Raw genomic sequence first — 14698 nt, forward strand, 5'->3', positions numbered from 1 at the left:
TTCCGAGAGGAGGCGGGGCCGTTTTTACTTCAGGGGAAGAAAAAGAACTCTATGGGCTGGTTGTGGCTTTCCTTGCTCAGGAATTTTTATCATAAAACTAAATTTTGATCTTCCAGGGTAAGAATGACCTTTAGGAACTACCAAATCTTTATCGATATAGTCATATATTCTCATATCGACTTCATAGTCGCCAGGCTTATCAAAGGCAACAGGAGCTGTGAATACAAATGGAGAATGACGACCGGATGTAACCAATTGCTGCTTTACAAAAATGCATCCATACTTAGAGCCTCCCTCTGAAGTCATAATTATTGTGTATGAACCAGCATCTTTAACTCTTAAAAACCCAACTGCTCTATATAGTCGTGCTGTATGAAGCGGAACACCAATATAATTTACAACCTCTTTATAAGTAAACTCTGATTTTTCTGCTACAAAAGATCCTAATTCAGCATTCGGTATGGGATTGTCAGCAACAGAATCACCAACAGCTAAATTATACTGATATAATTTGAATCCATGCGTATATTTGCCTTCCTGAGATTTTGAATAAGGAACAGAAGTAAATACAATACACAAACAACAGAGGCAGCAAAATGTAAAAATACTAAACTTGCTAATTTTTTTAATTGTAAACACGTATAGCTCCTTGTGGCTTATCCGTTGATAAATCTTTCGGCATCTCAGTATACCGTGGAGATATAATATCACTATCTGGAATTTCTCCATTATCAGAAATTCCATCTTCACTTCTTACGTGCTGTTTTAATTTATATTTCCCATATTGCTGTTGCTCTTTAGTAGTTATATTTTTCTCTTCACTCCACGAAGGAATGGTATTATCAAAATAGAAAGTATATCTTATATAAATACAAATAATTACAAAAATCGAAAGAACAATTATTGAAATATTTTTGTGACTATTCATATATTTTAAAAGTGCACATAATAAATTTTGAGATTTATAATTATCAACGATATATGGAATAACTGAATAAACTATAATAATAATGGCTATCAAAGCCAAAAATAAAATAATAATATTCATATATCCCATAGCTGAATAAAAATTCATTGTGCCGCCGCAATTATCACTGCTCTAAAATTTAGACAGAAAATACATTTCCATCATACGACAACTTCGCTCCAGCATACCTTTCCTTTTGGTGCAAGCTTGGTGCAGATTTGGTACAAACGTGGTGCAAAGGCCGTTTTTGGTGCAGATTTGGTGCGGAATTTTGGTACGAAAAAAGGGCCCACGTTTCCGTAAACCCTTGATTTTTATGGTACCGGGAGCGAGACTCGAACTCGCAAGGTGTTGCCACCGACGGATTTTGAGTCCGTTGCGTTTACCAATTCCACCATCCCGGCGTAGCTGCAGGCTAGAATCCCACAAAGTCGTTAGAGAGTACAGGCGATGCCTGCCTTCGTCAAGTTTTTTACCTCTGCTGCCTGCATTTCTTCAAAAAAATATCTCCATCGTCTTCTGGCAAAAATACCGTCTCCTGCTCAGGCCAAAGGCCTGCAGACAGACAAGGCTCCTTGACGAATCTGTTTTCGTTCCCCTGCAGCCGTTCGATGCGTCTTGCCCGGCGGCATTCCCAGGCATCCACAGGATACTGACGCGCCCAGGCCTGCATAAGCTGCCGTTGCTGGCGGCTCATGCGGTACTGCCTGCCATAGCTGTCAGCCATGTACAGACAGGAACGCGCGATCTGCCCGCGTGCCCGCTCCGGTGGCTCTGCCTTGTTGCCGATGATCTTCATGGAACAGGAACCAAAGGCGGAAGGGACACCCGGCCCCAGCATCTGGAAATTTTTGTTGGACCGTACGGCATTGACCGAGCCTATGGCGGGATACAGGTTATACATGTCGGCCTGCATGCGGCGGTAATCGGCGTTCATTTTTTCCGCACACGCCCGCCCCCGAAAGGCTTTGCCCTTGCGGTCGATGCAACGGGCGTGACCTTCCCGCCATTCTGGAAATGCCCTGCCGAAATTCTCGGCCGGGACAACGTGCTCCCACTCCACACGAAGTGAACGTTTGCGGTGCTTGTCGGTCGTGAATCCCTGCGGCAACCGGACCCGTTTGTGCTCATCGAACACGGCGCCGCAATAGAGCGTCTGGCGATGATCGTAGTACACTTCCTGCTCCAGCAGCCGCTTGGCTTTGGCGAAACTGTCATTGTTCGTATTGCCCGCTGCCCTGCCCTGCACAGGCAGGACCAGCAGCACGGCCCACAGCAGCGCTCCGGCTCTCCTCATGATGATCCCCCGAGAATGTCCGCGCATGGTCTGGTCACGGTCCGTCCAGAACGTGAACTCCGCGAACTATCTTCGAGAGGTATAGAAAATAAAATTATCTATATCAAATTTTATATATACCTCGGTGACATCCGGGAAAAGCCCATAAAAAAAGGCCCTCTCCAAAAAGACGGGCCTTTCATGTCCTGCCTCAGCAGGGGCAGCGAAAATACGAGGCTACAGAATATACTGGCTCAGATCCTGATCTTCCCGGACATCGCGCAGGTGCTCCTGCACATAGGCCCGGTTGACCACGATCTGCGCACCGGGCATGTCCGGTGCATCGAAAGAAATATCCGCCAGAATCTTTTCCATGATGGTGTAGAGACGACGCGCGCCGATGTTCTCACTGGTGGCATTGATCTCTTCGGCAAAAGCGGCGATCTCTTCGATACCGTCTTCCGAGAACTGCAGACGGATCTGCTCCGTCCCCAGCAGGGCCGCATACTGGCGCGTCAGGGCATTGTGGGGTTCCGTCAGGATGCGCAGGAACTCTTCCCGGCCCAGGGCATTGAGTTCCACCCGCAGGGGGAAGCGCCCCTGCAGTTCGGGGATCATGTCGGACGGCTTGCTGAAATGGAAAGCCCCGGCCGCGATGAACAGGATATGGTCCGTGCGCACCATGCCGTACTTGGTGTTGACCGCTGAGCCTTCCACGATGGGCAGCAGGTCGCGCTGCACACCTTCGCGCGAGATATCGGAGGTGCGGTTCTGGGAAGAGCTGGCGATCTTGTCGATCTCATCGATGAAGATGATGCCCATCTGCTCCACACGCTCGCGGGCCTTGTCCACCAGGGCCTCCTGATCCACCAGTTTGCCGGATTCTTCCTGGATCAGGACGTTATAGGCCTCGCGGACCTTCATCTTGCGGCGGCTGCGACGCGGCGGGAACGCCTTGCTGAACATGTCCCGCACCTGGTTCCCCATTTGCTCCATACCCGGGATGGCGAACATGTCCACCCCCTGGGCAGGCTGCTCAGTCACTTCGACTTCCACTTCGCGGTCATCCATGAAACCCAGCCGGAACTGCTGGCGCAGTTTTTCACGGGTGTCATTGCGATCACCGCCAAAGGAATTGGGCAGCAGCAGATCCAGCAGTCGGGATTCGGCCGCCGCTTCGGCGGCAGCCCGGACGCGGGTGTTTTCCTCTTCCCGCACAAGAGTGATGCCTATCTCCATGAGATCACGCACCATGGATTCCACATCGCGGCCCACATAGCCCACTTCCGTGAACTTGGTGGCCTCCACCTTGATGAAGGGGGCCCCGCTCAGCTTTGCCAGACGGCGGGCTATCTCCGTTTTCCCCACACCGGTGGGGCCCATCATGATGATGTTCTTGGGCGCGACTTCGTCACGCAGCTCCTCAGGAAGATGCTGACGACGCCAGCGATTGCGGACAGCAACAGCGACCATGCGCTTGGCCTGCTCCTGTCCCACCACGAATTTATCCAGTTCTGCCACGATTTCACGCGGGGTGAGTGTGCTCATTGCATCTCCTGCACGTCCATTGACGCTCTCTTTTCCAGCCGGACAGTACCGTATAAAAGGTCCGGCATTTTTTCGGCAGTCATGCCTTTCTATATATGGGCATGATTTTTCTTCTGACAATGCCCCCATTGCTGGGAACCCGCCTTTTTTCTATCATGCCTCATGCACCTTCCCCCTATTCTTCCCCCCCTGCCTCCGGCCCCTGACTGGCTGCCGCCGCTGCTGGGCATGGCGGTCCTCCTCCTGCTCCTGGGCATGGCGGTGCGCGGCACCTGCCGGCGATGCCTGATGATCCTTCTGTTTCTGCTGGCCCTGGCGGCCTTCCCGCATCGTGACCTGACCATGTTCGCCCTGGGAGGGCTTGCCGTCTGGTGCCTGATGCCGGGCCGCGATTCAGGCAAAAAAGGGCCAAGCGGCAGATCCTGAACCCGGCGTCGCGTATGCCCGCCTGCACCGTCCTCGGGACGTGTGCCCAGGTGCCCGCGTGACGTTCCGCCAGGACATACGGCATACATTCGGGCCAGTACGCGTCCTGTCCGTGCTCCACGCACGGCAGCCAATAAAAAAGGCCGGACGAACCGGCCTTTTTTATTGGCTGCCCTAGCGCAGTCCCTATTCGGCGACCTTGCCCGCCGGGCCCTTGGTCAGCATCTTCTGGCTGATATAGATCACGACCAGAAGACCGCAACCGATGGCATCCGTGATGGCGCCGGGGGTGATCAGGGTGATGGCGCCCGCCAGCAGAATCAGACGTTCCCACCAGTAGAGATCACGCCGCCAGTACCCCACACTGGCAAAGGACAGGCTGGCGATGCCCAGCGCCGCGGTGGAGGCGTAGAAGAGCACTTCCCAGCCGGTGGCGCCGATCATCAGCAGGCCGGGATTGTAGCAGAAGATGTACGGGATCAGGAAGCCGGCCAATGCCAGCTTGACTGCCATGAAGCCTGTGGCGTTCGGCTCTGATCGTGCGATCCCCGCCGCTGCATAGGCCGCCAGGGCCACAGGGGGCGTCAGGTCGGCCAGGATGCCGAAGTACAGGATGAAGAGGTGCGCCGCCATGGCAGGCACGCCAAAGTGCATGATGGCCGGGGCCGCGATGGTGGCCAGCACGATGTACTTGGCCGTGGTGGGCAGGCCCATGCCCAGAACGATGGAGGCCAGCATGGTCAGCAGCAGGGTCAGGGCAAAGCTGTCGGCCGAGATGGTCAGGATGGCGTTGGCCAGCTTCAGGCCGAGACCGGTCAGGGTCACCACGCCGATGACGAAGCCGGTGCAGGCGCAGGCGGCGGCGACCCCCAGGGCCAGGCGGCCACCGTTTTCCATGGCCTGCAGGACGCCCTTGAGGGACAGGTAGTTGGTCTGGGCCAGGGCACGCGCCACATTTTCATTGCTGTAGCGGGCACCGTGCCAGGTTTTCCAGTTTTCCGCCACCAGGGAAATGACCACGGTGGTCACGATGCAGTAATACGCGGCCTTGAGCGGCGTGTAGCCCTGCATGAGCATGTAGATCAGCACGATGATGGGGATCAGCAGATAGCCGCCCTGGCGCAGCACCACCCAGGTACGGGGCAGGCGTTCCTTGGGGATCCCCCTGAGGCCCAGACGTTTGGCTTCCATATGCACCATGAAGCCCACGGCCAGATAATACAGCAGCGCGGGGATCAGGGCCGCCTTGGCGATCTCCACATAACCGACCCCCAGGAACTGGGCCATGATGAAGGCCGCAGCCCCCATGATGGGCGGCATGATCTGGCCACCGGTGGACGAGGCGGCTTCCACGGCGCCGGCAAAGGCGCCGCGATAGCCCACGCTCTTCATGAGCGGGATGGTGAAGGTACCGGTAGACACCGTGTTGGCCACGGAAGAACCGGAGATGGTGCCGAAGAAACCGCTGGCCAGCACGGCCACCTTGGCGGGACCGCCCACATAGCGGCCGGCGGCGGCCAGGGCCAGGTCGATGAAGAATTTGCCCAGACCGGTGCTGTGCAGGAAGGCACCGAACAGGATGAACAGGAAGACAAAGGAAGCCGACACGCCCAGCGGCATGCCGAACAGGCCTTCCGTGGTCAGGTACATGTGCGAGACGATACGCTGTACGGAGAAGCCGGGATGCCCCAGCATGCCGGGGATCAGGTTGCCGAACTTGGCGTACAGCAGAAAGACCACGGCCACCAGGGTGATGGGGAGGCCCACGATGCGGCGGGTCGCTTCCAGCACCAGCAGGATGGACGCGCAGCCCATGATGAAGTCCAGCTCGGTGGCCGGACCGGCATCCAGCACGATGATGTCGTACTGCCAGACGATATAGCCGCAGACAACGGCCCCGGCGATGGCCAGGATGGCGTCATACCAGGCCAGTTTGTTCATATTGCCCGTGGCGCGGGCAGGGTACAGCAGATAGATCAGGGTCAGCACAAAGCCCAGATGTACCGCGCGCTGGATCTGCGGCGCAAAGGGCGCCGTCGCGGCCGTGTACAGGTGGAAGGCGGAAAAGGCGATACAGAGGATCTTGATAAAAATATCGAGCCACCCCTTGAAGGAGCGGTAAACGGATTCCTTGTCGTATTTGGCAACGATCTCGGAGACGTCCACGGTCTCCTGGATCCTTTCCACGGCGTCGGAATCGAGTTTGTTGCCTTCTTCCAGGGCAAATCCCCCTGCCCCTTTTTCATCAATCATATGCATTCTTTTTTCGTGGCTCATCCTCTCATGTCCTGTGTAAGTATGCGCGGCGTGACCTGTCACGCCAAGTCAATGTTCCCAAATGGCATCAGGGTAAAACGACTGTAAGGGTAATGGCTTGTCCCGGCTCCAGCAGGGAATTCAGGGGGATCTCCGTTTGTCCCCCGCCCTCTTCAGGCAGCAGCAGGGTGTGGTTCGCCACACGTCCCACGCGCACGTCAAAGGAAGGCAGGGCCATATGATACCCGCTGATGACAACTTTTCCGTTTTCCGTATACATCCGCTGTCCCGGGCCCGGCTGATGCGGCAGGCCGGCCCCGAAATCCTGATAGACCGTTTTTTCCAGATAGATGCAGCCCCCGCTGACACTGAACCAGTCCTCCACCGGACTCAGAGCGACGGAATGCCTGTAACGAATGGCAAACGCGCTGCCGTCCGGTGCTGGACGGCTGAAAAGTTCCCTGCCGCTGCTGTCGCGCAGCACCAGGCGTTGCATATCCTGCGCCTGCACACTGGAAAAAAGATGCGGCGCAACCCACAGCATGCCCGCCATGCAGACCAGCATGGCCAGCAGAAAAGCGATGGTATTGCGCCGCATCATCATATGATCCCGAATCAACTGTCTGCCTGGGGGCCCTAATTACTTGATGTCCAGGCCCTTTTCCTTGAAGTACTTGACCGCACCGGGATGGAAGGGGATGGTCACACCGTCAGCGGCGTGCGCCAGAGAGATCTCGGAACCCTTGTTATGCGCCTTGGCCACATCGGGCAGGTTGTCATACAGGGTCTTGGTCAGGGTGTAGGCCACATCGTCAGGCATGTCCTTGTTGGCCACCAGGATGCACTGCACGGACAGGGTGGGCACAGCGTCCTTCTGGCCCAGGTAGGTACCGGCCGGGATGGAGTCCTTCACCAGGTAGGGGAACTTCTTGACGATCTCGTCGACCTTCTGGCCGGCCAGGGGCACGAAGACCACTTCCTGGGCGGTGGTGATGTCCTGGATGGCGGGGTTGGGCGTACCGATGGTGAACACGAAGCCGTCCACCTGGCGGTCCTTGAACTGGTCGGCGGTTTCACCGTAAGGCAGGAAGATGGGTTCGATGTTCTTGTAATCCAGGCCGTAGAAGCCGAAAATCTGGCGGCAGTTCACTTCGTTGCCGCTGCCGCGGGCGCCCACGGAGACCTTCTTGCCCTTGAAGTCTTCGAGAGACTTCACACCGCTGTCCTTGCTGGCCACCACATGCAGATATTCAGGATACAGGCGGCCGATGACGCGCACGTTGTCCAGCTTGCTGCGGAAGGGAGCCAGACCGTTGAAGGCGGAATCGGCAACGTCGTTCTGCACCATGGCAAAGTCCACATCACCGGCCTGGACCAGACGCATGTTCTCACCGGAAGCACCGGTAGCCTGGGCCGTCACGGAGATGGCGCCGTTGCTCTTGTTGGTGATCACCTGGGCAATGGCACCGCCCAGGGGGAAATACACCCCGGAGGTCCCGCCGGTAGCCAGGGTCAGGCGTTTGGTATCGGCATGGGCCAGCGAAGCGGCCAGCAGCAGACCCGCGGCCAGGACAAGACTGAGAACTTTTTTCATACGACTCTCCCGAGAAGAGGTTATAGAACGCATCGCCCAAAAAACGGCGTCCTCACTACCATCGTTGTCCATATACCAAATGCGCAAAAAGGGCAAATCAGGCGCCCTGCACCTTCCCGATGGCCGGGCCATTTGACTTGCTCCCCGGCAAAGGCATATCATGGCAAAAGCGAGACACCATGCATCCAGCCAAGGAGATACACATGGTCAAGCGTCATCTCAGCCTTCTGGCCGTGGCAGCGGCGTGCATCTTCCTGCTCGGCGGCTGCGCCAGCAAATACGGCGCGCAGACGACCCAGGTCAACTATTACCCCCAGTGCTACTCTCCTGTGGCCCAGCTGCGGGCCGATGAGGACAGGGTCACCAACAGCACGGCGGGAGGGGCTGCGGGCGGTGCCCTGCTGGGCGCCCTCATCGGCGGCCTGGCCACCGGCAAGGTGGAAGGCGCCCTGGCCGGTGCCGTGGCCGGTGGAGCCGCGGGCGCCGTGGGCGGGAACATCTACGGCAAGTCCCAGCAGCGGGAGAACGACCGCCGGCTGCTGGCCAGCTATGCCGCCCAGCTGGGCGAGGACAGCGCGGGCATGGATCGCGCCACCGCCGCCGCCCGTCTCTCGGCCCGCTGCTATGATGACCAGTTCAAAAAGGCCGCGGCCCAGTACAAGGCCGGAAGCATAACCCGGCAGGACTTCCAGGACCGCTACATGGAGATCCGCAGCGGTCTTGAGGAAACCTCCCGCATCCTGAAGCTCACCTCCGACCATGTCATCGAGCGCGACGCCGAATACCAGAAGACCCTGGCCCAGGCTCAGGCCAAGGGGCAGGTGTCGCAACGCCAGCAGGCCCCCCGCAAGGAAAAGAAGGCGTGGAACAATTCCCGCCGCGAGCTGGAAAGTACCCGCCAGGACGTGGACATGCGCCTGGCCACGTATGAGCAGACCGTCAACAATCTGATGCTGTAACAGCAGGGCGCCCTTCTTCCCCCGCGAGAAGTGCGCCCTTTTTTCGGAGCATATCCTCATGGCTGACGATCCCGGCAAAAGCACCGCTGATGGCCCCCGCCCCGATACCGCTGAAACCACGCACGCCCCCGGTGACGGCGCTTCTTCCGGCGGCATGGGGCCCGCCCCCCAGGGCATCCCGGTCCCTGTCCCCTGGTACCGCCGTCCCCTGTTCTGGGGCATCGTCCTGTCCCTGCTGATCCTGGCCCTGCTCGGCTGGCTGCTCTGGAAGCAATGGCAGGCCGCCCAGGCGGAAAAGCAGGCCCAGGAAGCCGCCCTGGCAGCCCGGCTGGCCAAAAATGCCGAGATGGACGCCTATCTTGCCCAGCTGCGGGCCCTGCTCAAGGAAGAGCCCTGCGTCATCAAGGAAAAGCTGGCGCAGCTGCCGCCCCCTCCCGACGCCGTCCCCGGTGCCGTGCCCGGCGGCCGCTCCGGCGAGCCCCTGCAGATCCCGTCCGATGTGGCGCCCCAGGGCACGCCGGTCACACCGCAACAAGCCCCGGCCCGCCCCGGCAGCATGGCCCAGCTGCTGGAACAGAGCACGGTCCTTGTGCTGGCCCGGCAGCCGCAGGGCCTGTCCATGGGATCCGGCTTTTTCATCTCCCGCCGTCATGTGCTGAGCAATGCCCATGTGGTGGGCAATGCCGGCCAGGCTTTCATCATCAACAAGGCCACAGGCGGTGTCCTGCAGGCCACCGTGCGCCATCGCAGCACGACCGGGGGCCGGGACTTCGCCCTGCTGGAGCTGCCGGCCGATGCGGCCATCACGCCGCTGGAATTCGCACCCGGTGTGGAGCGCACCCAGCGCGTCAGCGCCTGGGGCTTTCCCGGCGCCGTGACCAATGACGACCCCAAGTTCATGGCCCTGTTGCAGGGCAATGCCTCGGCCGTGCCCGAGGTAGTGTACACGGAAGGTGTTGTCAGCGTCATCCTGGACCGCACACCGCCGCTGATCGTGCATACGGCCACGGTCTCGCAAGGCAACAGCGGCGGCCCCCTGGTCAACGAGCAGGGGCAGGTGGTGGGCATCAACACCTTCATCAAGCTCGATGATGCCTCCTACCGCCAGTCCAGCATCGCCATCGTGGGCAGCAGCATCACCGCCTATTTGCGGGAGATCGGCATCGGATTCTCCCAGGCCGCAGCAACGCCTGCCGCCGCGCAGGCACAAGATGGAAAGGCCGATGGCCAGAAAGGGGTGAGACCATGAGCGTTTTCCTGCTTACCAGCCAGCGCAACGCCATGCGCGCCCTGGCCAGCCAGGGCATCTTCGCCACGGACTGCCACGCCCAGGTCAGCAGCATCATCGCCCAGCACCTGGGTCCGGCCCATGCGGCCCTCATCGCCGAGCCACAGCACGATCCCGGCCAGCAGCGCATCGACTGGTACGCCAGCGTGGACGGGACCGCCACGCCGGTAAGCGCGCTCCCCGCCGAAGAGGCGGAACGCCTGCGGGCCCGTGCCGGGGAGCTGGCCCGGGACATCCTGCACCTGTCGGAACAATGGGGAAAGGACGCCCAAAGCCGCGAGGCCCTGGCCGGCCAGATGCTCGCCCTGGTCCTGCAACACCCCCAAGAAGACGACCTCTGGTCCGTGGGCGGCCAGCCCGTACTGGTGAACTGGGGCTTTGCCCCGGGAGCCGTCGGTGCCATGCCTCAGGACCTCAGCCGTATGGGCGGCGCCATCCCCGTGGCTGCCGCGGCGGCCCCCGCTGCAGCGGCAGCCGTGCCCGTGGCCGCTGCCGGCAGCGGTTGTCTTGGCTGGCTGCTGCCGCTCCTGCTGGCCCTGCTCCTGCTCTGGCTGCTGCTGGCGGCCCTGGGCATCCTGCCCTCTCCCCTGCCCGCGTCCTGCCTCAGACCGGCGGCCGATCCCCGTCTCGACCAGGCCACCCAGGCAGCGGAAAAGCAACGGAGCGAACTGGAAGAGCTGCTGCGCCAGCTGCGGGAAAAAGCCCTGCTCTGCAAACCGCCGCAGCCCAAGCCGGAACCGAAGCATGAACCCGCAAAGCCCGATCCTGAAGTGGTCACGCCCCAGCTGGTGCCTGACAAACCCATCGAACCTGCGCCCGAGCCCAAGCCGGAACCCAAACCTGAGCCCAAACCGGAACCCAAGCCCGAGCCCCGCAAGAACGAGGATCTGAACATCCCCGCCGATGCGGCCAAAAAGAACGACCTGAGCTTCCTGGAAGGTTGCTGGCAGAGCGATACGGGCCTGTTCTCGCACCCGTCCAATACGCCCATTATCGCCGAGTACTGCTTCGACAAGAAGGGACAGGGACGGCGCTTCGTGCGCGAGGAGAACGGCCAGGTCTGCAGCGGCCCGGCCACGGCCAGGTTCGAGGGCAACCGCCTTGTCTGGCGGGCCGGGACGGCCCCCTGCCCCAGGGGCAACCAGTATGTGCCCCAGCAGGTGCAGTGCACCGGCAACGACAAGAGCACCCGCTGCCAGGGCGTGGAACAGAGCAAACGCAACCTGCGCTGGAAAGCTGACTTCAAGAGGAAATAAGCATGGATGCCATCCCCCACTACCTTTCGCCCGTGAGCATCATCCCCGGCGGATGCCCCCAGTTTCTGGACTTCGCCCTGCCGCTGGAAGCCCTGGGCAAGCATGTCCGCTATTTCTATGAAGAGCTCAAGGGAGAAGGCAGCGGCGGCCGCTACACGCATTTCCTCCACTGCCTGGATAACCGCGACAACGTCTTCACCGACCAGCTGACCGGCAGGGAGTATACGGGCGACACCTATTCCATGCAGGCCGCCAAAGAGCTCAGGACCTGGGACGGCCAGTGGCTGCCCGTGCCCTTCCTGCGCACGCTGGAACAGTGCTGGCCCGACGGCGGCAAATGCTTCGAATGCGGTCCCTCCAACTGGGCCCGGGCCCGGGTCATGCCGTCCAGCAGGGACCCGAACGTGCTGCGCGTGGTCATCCTCTTCGATACCACCGTGGAAGAGCGCCCCGCCGGCGAGGACCGCTATCACGCCCTGTCCCCCCAGGATGTCAGCGCCCACGGGCATTTCATGCTGGCGCATCATGTGCGGGACAATTCCTGGTTCCTCAACGAGGCCTGGGTGGACCAGTGGCTGCTGGAGCTGTACACGGCACGCAACCAGGGCAAACGCCGCGGCGCGGCCTGGGGCGAGGAGGATCCCTATGTGCTCAAGCATCTGGCCAGCTATCTCACCTGGCTGGACATCGTGCGTCTGGCCGTCAGGGACGTGGCCGTGCAGGTCATCAATCCTGCCCGGGACACACCGGTGGACGTGGACCTGATCCTGGACATCGGCAACTCCCGCACCACGGGCATCCTGGTGGAGACGCCGCCCCAGTGCAGTACGGACCTCAACCAGAGCTATGTGCTGCGCCTGCGCGATTTGAGCCAGCCCGATCTGGAATATGCCGACCCGTTCGAGACCCGGGTGGAATTCGTGGACGCCACCTTCGGCAACGATACCCTGAGCCGCCGCTCCGGCCGCCAGACCCCGGCCTTTGCCTGGCCCTCGGCCGTGCGCATCGGCCCCGAAGCGGCCCGCCTGGCCACGCAGGCCGTCTGCGCGGAAGGCACCACCGGCATGTCCAGCCCCAAGCGCTACCTCTGGGACGAACGCCCGTGGCAGCAGACCTGGCGCTACAACACCAGCGGCAACACCGAACCCATGGTCAACCGCGGTCTGTTCGCCCGCCAGCTCAATCCCCAGGGCACGCCGCTCTCCTGCTTCGACGATCCCCTGTTCCGCCGCAGCCCTTCCCTCAGGAAGCAGCAGCCCGAACCGGTGTTCGAGTCCCTGTTCACGCGCTCCTCGCTGATGATGTTCATGCTGGGCGAGATCCTCACCCAGACGCTCATCACCATCAACTCGCCCGCCACCCGTGCCCGGGGACGGCTGCCCAACCTGCCCCGGCGCCTGCGCCGCCTCATCTTCACCGTGCCCACGGCCATGCCCGTGGCGGAAAAACGCATCTTCCGGCGCTGGGTTCTCTGGGCCGTCAAGGTCATCTGGGAAGGTCTCGGCTGGTCGGAATGGTATGTGCCGCCGCAGCAGCAGAACAGGATCCGGTCCGGGGATTACCGCACCAGCCCGCTGGTACGCTGCGACTGGGACGAAGCCAGCTGCTCCCAGCTGGTCCTGCTCTACAACGAGCTCACCGTCAAGCAGCACGGCGATGCCCACCATCTGTTCCGCCTGATGGGCAAGAAACGTTCCCGCTACAACGATCATCCCTGCGTGCGCATCGCGTCCATCGACATCGGCGGCGGCACCACGGACCTGTCCATCACCACCTATGAACTGGCCAGCGGCGAAGGCGACACGGCCCGCATCGTACCGCATACCGAATTCCGCGACGGCTTCAACATCGCCGGTGACGAAGTGGCCCGCGAGGTGGTGCTCCAGCACATCATCCCGGCCGTTTCCGATGCCCTGCAGGCCCGGGGCGTCCAGGAGCCGCGCCTGCTGCTGGCCCAGCTTTTCGGCCGCGATACCATCGGCATGTCGCAGGAGCAGCGCAACACCCGCATCCGTCTGGTGCGGCAGGTGGCCCTGCCTGTGGCCCTGGGTCTGCTGCGTGTGTGCGAGCAGGACAGCGACGTCCATCTGGACCAGACCTGCACCCTGGGGGATTTCTTCGAACCTGCCGTGGGCGATGCCCCGGCAAACGGCCGGAACGAAGAAGACGATGCCCGGAACGAAAACGCCGCTTTCCGTCCCGGCCCCCTGGCCCTGCGCCCGCAGCAGTCCACCCTGGATGCCGTGACGGCCCTGGTACGCGACACCGTGCCCGGGCTGGACGATTTTTCCATCATGGATGTGCCCATCACGGTCAGCCCGCAAAAGCTCCAGGCCACCATCCAGCGGACGCTGGCCCCCACGCTCTCGGCCCTTTGCGAGCTGGTGCATCTGTACGATACCGACATGCTGCTGCTGACGGGCCGTCCCAGCGCCTGGAAGGTGGTCGCCTCCACGATCATGGCCAAACTGCCCGTGCCGCCGGACCGCATCATCCCCATGCGCCGCTATCATGTGGGCAGCTGGTATCCTTTCCCCGATACGCTGGGCCGCATCCAGGACCCCAAGACCACCGTGGTCGTGGGCGCCATCCTCTGCGCTCTGGCCGAAGGGCATATCGAAGGGTTCTCCTTCGATTCCAACGCCCTGCGCCTGACCTCCACCGCCCGCTACATCGGCGAGCTGGACATCAATACCCAGCTGCGTGCCGCCAAGGTCTGGTTCAAGGTGGATGTGGACGCCAAAAGCGGCGTGGAGCTGAACCGTACCGTGGCCTTCAATGGCCAGCTGGGCATCGGCTACCGCCAGCTGGGGGCCGAGCGCTGGCCGGCCACCCGCTATCACCTGCTGACCTTCGCCAGCGAGGACGCCCGCGCCCGCGCCTCCGGCCGCCTGCCCTACAAGGTGGACGTCACCCTCAACGTGGCCGAAGTGCTGGATGACGAGGACATGCCCGCCAGCGGCGGCGAACGGGAAGAACGCAGCGAAGGGGAATTCAGCATCACCGCCATCACGGACAATGCCGGCAACTTCGTCCCGCCCCGGGATCTGGAGATCCGTCTGCAGACCCTGCCCACGGACGAAGGCTACTGGCTGGACACCGGCGTCGTGAACGCCGCCAACTAGCGA

The 14698-nt window shown here is 60.8% G+C and carries 12 protein-coding genes and 1 tRNA gene; 5 read left to right on the top strand and 8 right to left on the bottom strand.

Annotated features, from left to right (window positions below; all coding sequences use genetic code 11):
- Positions 1 to 24: 24 nt before the first annotated feature.
- From DESPIGER_RS12855 to hslU, 5 genes are all read right to left on the bottom strand, one after another.
- A complete protein-coding gene (locus DESPIGER_RS12855) occupies positions 25 to 639 on the bottom strand; it encodes a hypothetical protein (RefSeq protein WP_156831630.1) in 615 nt (204 codons plus the stop codon).
- The gene (locus tag DESPIGER_RS12860; RefSeq protein ID WP_156831631.1) at positions 626 to 1048 is read right to left on the bottom strand and encodes a hypothetical protein; all 423 of its coding nucleotides are present in this window, start codon (positions 1046 to 1048) and stop codon (positions 626 to 628) included. Before DESPIGER_RS12860 ends, DESPIGER_RS12855 begins: the two co-directional genes overlap by 14 nt.
- A gap of 236 nt (positions 1049 to 1284) precedes the next feature.
- Positions 1285 to 1371, bottom strand: a tRNA-Leu gene (locus DESPIGER_RS04030).
- A gap of 68 nt (positions 1372 to 1439) precedes the next feature.
- On the bottom strand, positions 1440 to 2234 hold the full coding sequence (locus DESPIGER_RS04035) for an endonuclease I family protein (protein ID WP_331712393.1): 795 nt from the start codon (positions 2232 to 2234) through the stop codon (positions 1440 to 1442).
- 246 nt (positions 2235 to 2480) lie between these two features.
- Positions 2481 to 3791, bottom strand: coding sequence for an ATP-dependent protease ATPase subunit HslU (hslU, locus tag DESPIGER_RS04040; protein ID WP_072333393.1), 1311 nt, complete (start codon positions 3789 to 3791; stop codon positions 2481 to 2483).
- Positions 3792 to 3953: 162 nt separating this feature from the next.
- Here hslU and DESPIGER_RS04045 point away from each other — a divergent pair, with 162 nt between their 5' ends.
- Positions 3954 to 4217 (top strand): hypothetical protein, encoded by a 264-nt coding sequence (locus tag DESPIGER_RS04045; RefSeq protein ID WP_072333395.1) that lies wholly within the window; start codon positions 3954 to 3956, stop codon positions 4215 to 4217.
- A gap of 186 nt (positions 4218 to 4403) precedes the next feature.
- Here DESPIGER_RS04045 and DESPIGER_RS04050 read toward each other — a convergent pair whose 3' ends face one another.
- The 3 genes from DESPIGER_RS04050 to DESPIGER_RS04060 form a co-directional block, all read right to left on the bottom strand.
- A complete protein-coding gene (locus tag DESPIGER_RS04050; protein WP_083575283.1) occupies positions 4404 to 6470 on the bottom strand; it encodes a TRAP transporter permease in 2067 nt (688 codons plus the stop codon).
- Positions 6471 to 6561: 91 nt separating this feature from the next.
- Complete coding sequence (locus DESPIGER_RS04055) at positions 6562 to 7077, bottom strand: DUF1850 domain-containing protein (RefSeq protein ID WP_072333401.1); 516 nt, start codon at positions 7075 to 7077, stop codon at positions 6562 to 6564.
- A gap of 36 nt (positions 7078 to 7113) precedes the next feature.
- A complete protein-coding gene (locus DESPIGER_RS04060) occupies positions 7114 to 8067 on the bottom strand; it encodes a TAXI family TRAP transporter solute-binding subunit (RefSeq protein ID WP_072333404.1) in 954 nt (317 codons plus the stop codon).
- A gap of 203 nt (positions 8068 to 8270) precedes the next feature.
- Here DESPIGER_RS04060 and DESPIGER_RS04065 point away from each other — a divergent pair, with 203 nt between their 5' ends.
- The 4 genes from DESPIGER_RS04065 to DESPIGER_RS04080 are packed head-to-tail and all read left to right on the top strand — an operon-like array spanning position 8271 to position 14695.
- Positions 8271 to 9026: a glycine zipper domain-containing protein gene (locus DESPIGER_RS04065; protein ID WP_072333407.1), complete on the top strand. Its 756-nt coding sequence runs from the start codon at positions 8271 to 8273 to the stop codon at positions 9024 to 9026.
- Between the two features lie 58 nt (positions 9027 to 9084).
- Positions 9085 to 10275 (top strand): S1 family peptidase, encoded by a 1191-nt coding sequence (locus tag DESPIGER_RS04070; RefSeq protein ID WP_072333410.1) that lies wholly within the window; start codon positions 9085 to 9087, stop codon positions 10273 to 10275.
- Positions 10272 to 11570 carry an SrfA family protein gene (locus DESPIGER_RS04075; protein WP_072333413.1) on the top strand — a complete coding sequence of 433 codons (1299 nt, stop codon included), beginning with the start codon at positions 10272 to 10274 and terminating at the stop codon, positions 11568 to 11570. Before DESPIGER_RS04070 ends, DESPIGER_RS04075 begins: the two co-directional genes overlap by 4 nt.
- Positions 11571 to 11572: 2 nt before the next feature.
- Positions 11573 to 14695 (top strand): virulence factor SrfB, encoded by a 3123-nt coding sequence (locus tag DESPIGER_RS04080; protein WP_072333416.1) that lies wholly within the window; start codon positions 11573 to 11575, stop codon positions 14693 to 14695.
- Positions 14696 to 14698: the final 3 nt, after the last annotated feature.

This window comes from Desulfovibrio piger, from assembly GCF_900116045.1.
Lineage (GTDB): Bacteria > Desulfobacterota > Desulfovibrionia > Desulfovibrionales > Desulfovibrionaceae > Desulfovibrio > Desulfovibrio piger_A.

Bases quoted from the DNA above. Each gene is read 5' to 3' on its own strand.
- DESPIGER_RS12860 (WP_156831631.1), bottom strand. From the start codon at position 1,048: ATGAATATTATTATTTTATTTTTGGCTTTGATAGCCATTATTATTATA.
- hslU (WP_072333393.1), bottom strand. From the start codon at position 3,791: ATGAGCACACTCACCCCGCGTGAAATCGTGGCAGAACTGGATAAATTC.
- DESPIGER_RS04045 (WP_072333395.1), top strand. From the start codon at position 3,954: ATGCACCTTCCCCCTATTCTTCCCCCCCTGCCTCCGGCCCCTGACTGG.
- DESPIGER_RS04050 (WP_083575283.1), bottom strand. From the start codon at position 6,470: ATGATTGATGAAAAAGGGGCAGGGGGATTTGCCCTGGAAGAAGGCAAC.
- DESPIGER_RS04055 (WP_072333401.1), bottom strand. From the start codon at position 7,077: ATGATGATGCGGCGCAATACCATCGCTTTTCTGCTGGCCATGCTGGTC.
- DESPIGER_RS04060 (WP_072333404.1), bottom strand. From the start codon at position 8,067: ATGAAAAAAGTTCTCAGTCTTGTCCTGGCCGCGGGTCTGCTGCTGGCC.
- DESPIGER_RS04065 (WP_072333407.1), top strand. From the start codon at position 8,271: ATGGTCAAGCGTCATCTCAGCCTTCTGGCCGTGGCAGCGGCGTGCATC.
- DESPIGER_RS04070 (WP_072333410.1), top strand. From the start codon at position 9,085: ATGGCTGACGATCCCGGCAAAAGCACCGCTGATGGCCCCCGCCCCGAT.
- DESPIGER_RS04075 (WP_072333413.1), top strand. From the start codon at position 10,272: ATGAGCGTTTTCCTGCTTACCAGCCAGCGCAACGCCATGCGCGCCCTG.
- DESPIGER_RS04080 (WP_072333416.1), top strand. From the start codon at position 11,573: ATGGATGCCATCCCCCACTACCTTTCGCCCGTGAGCATCATCCCCGGC.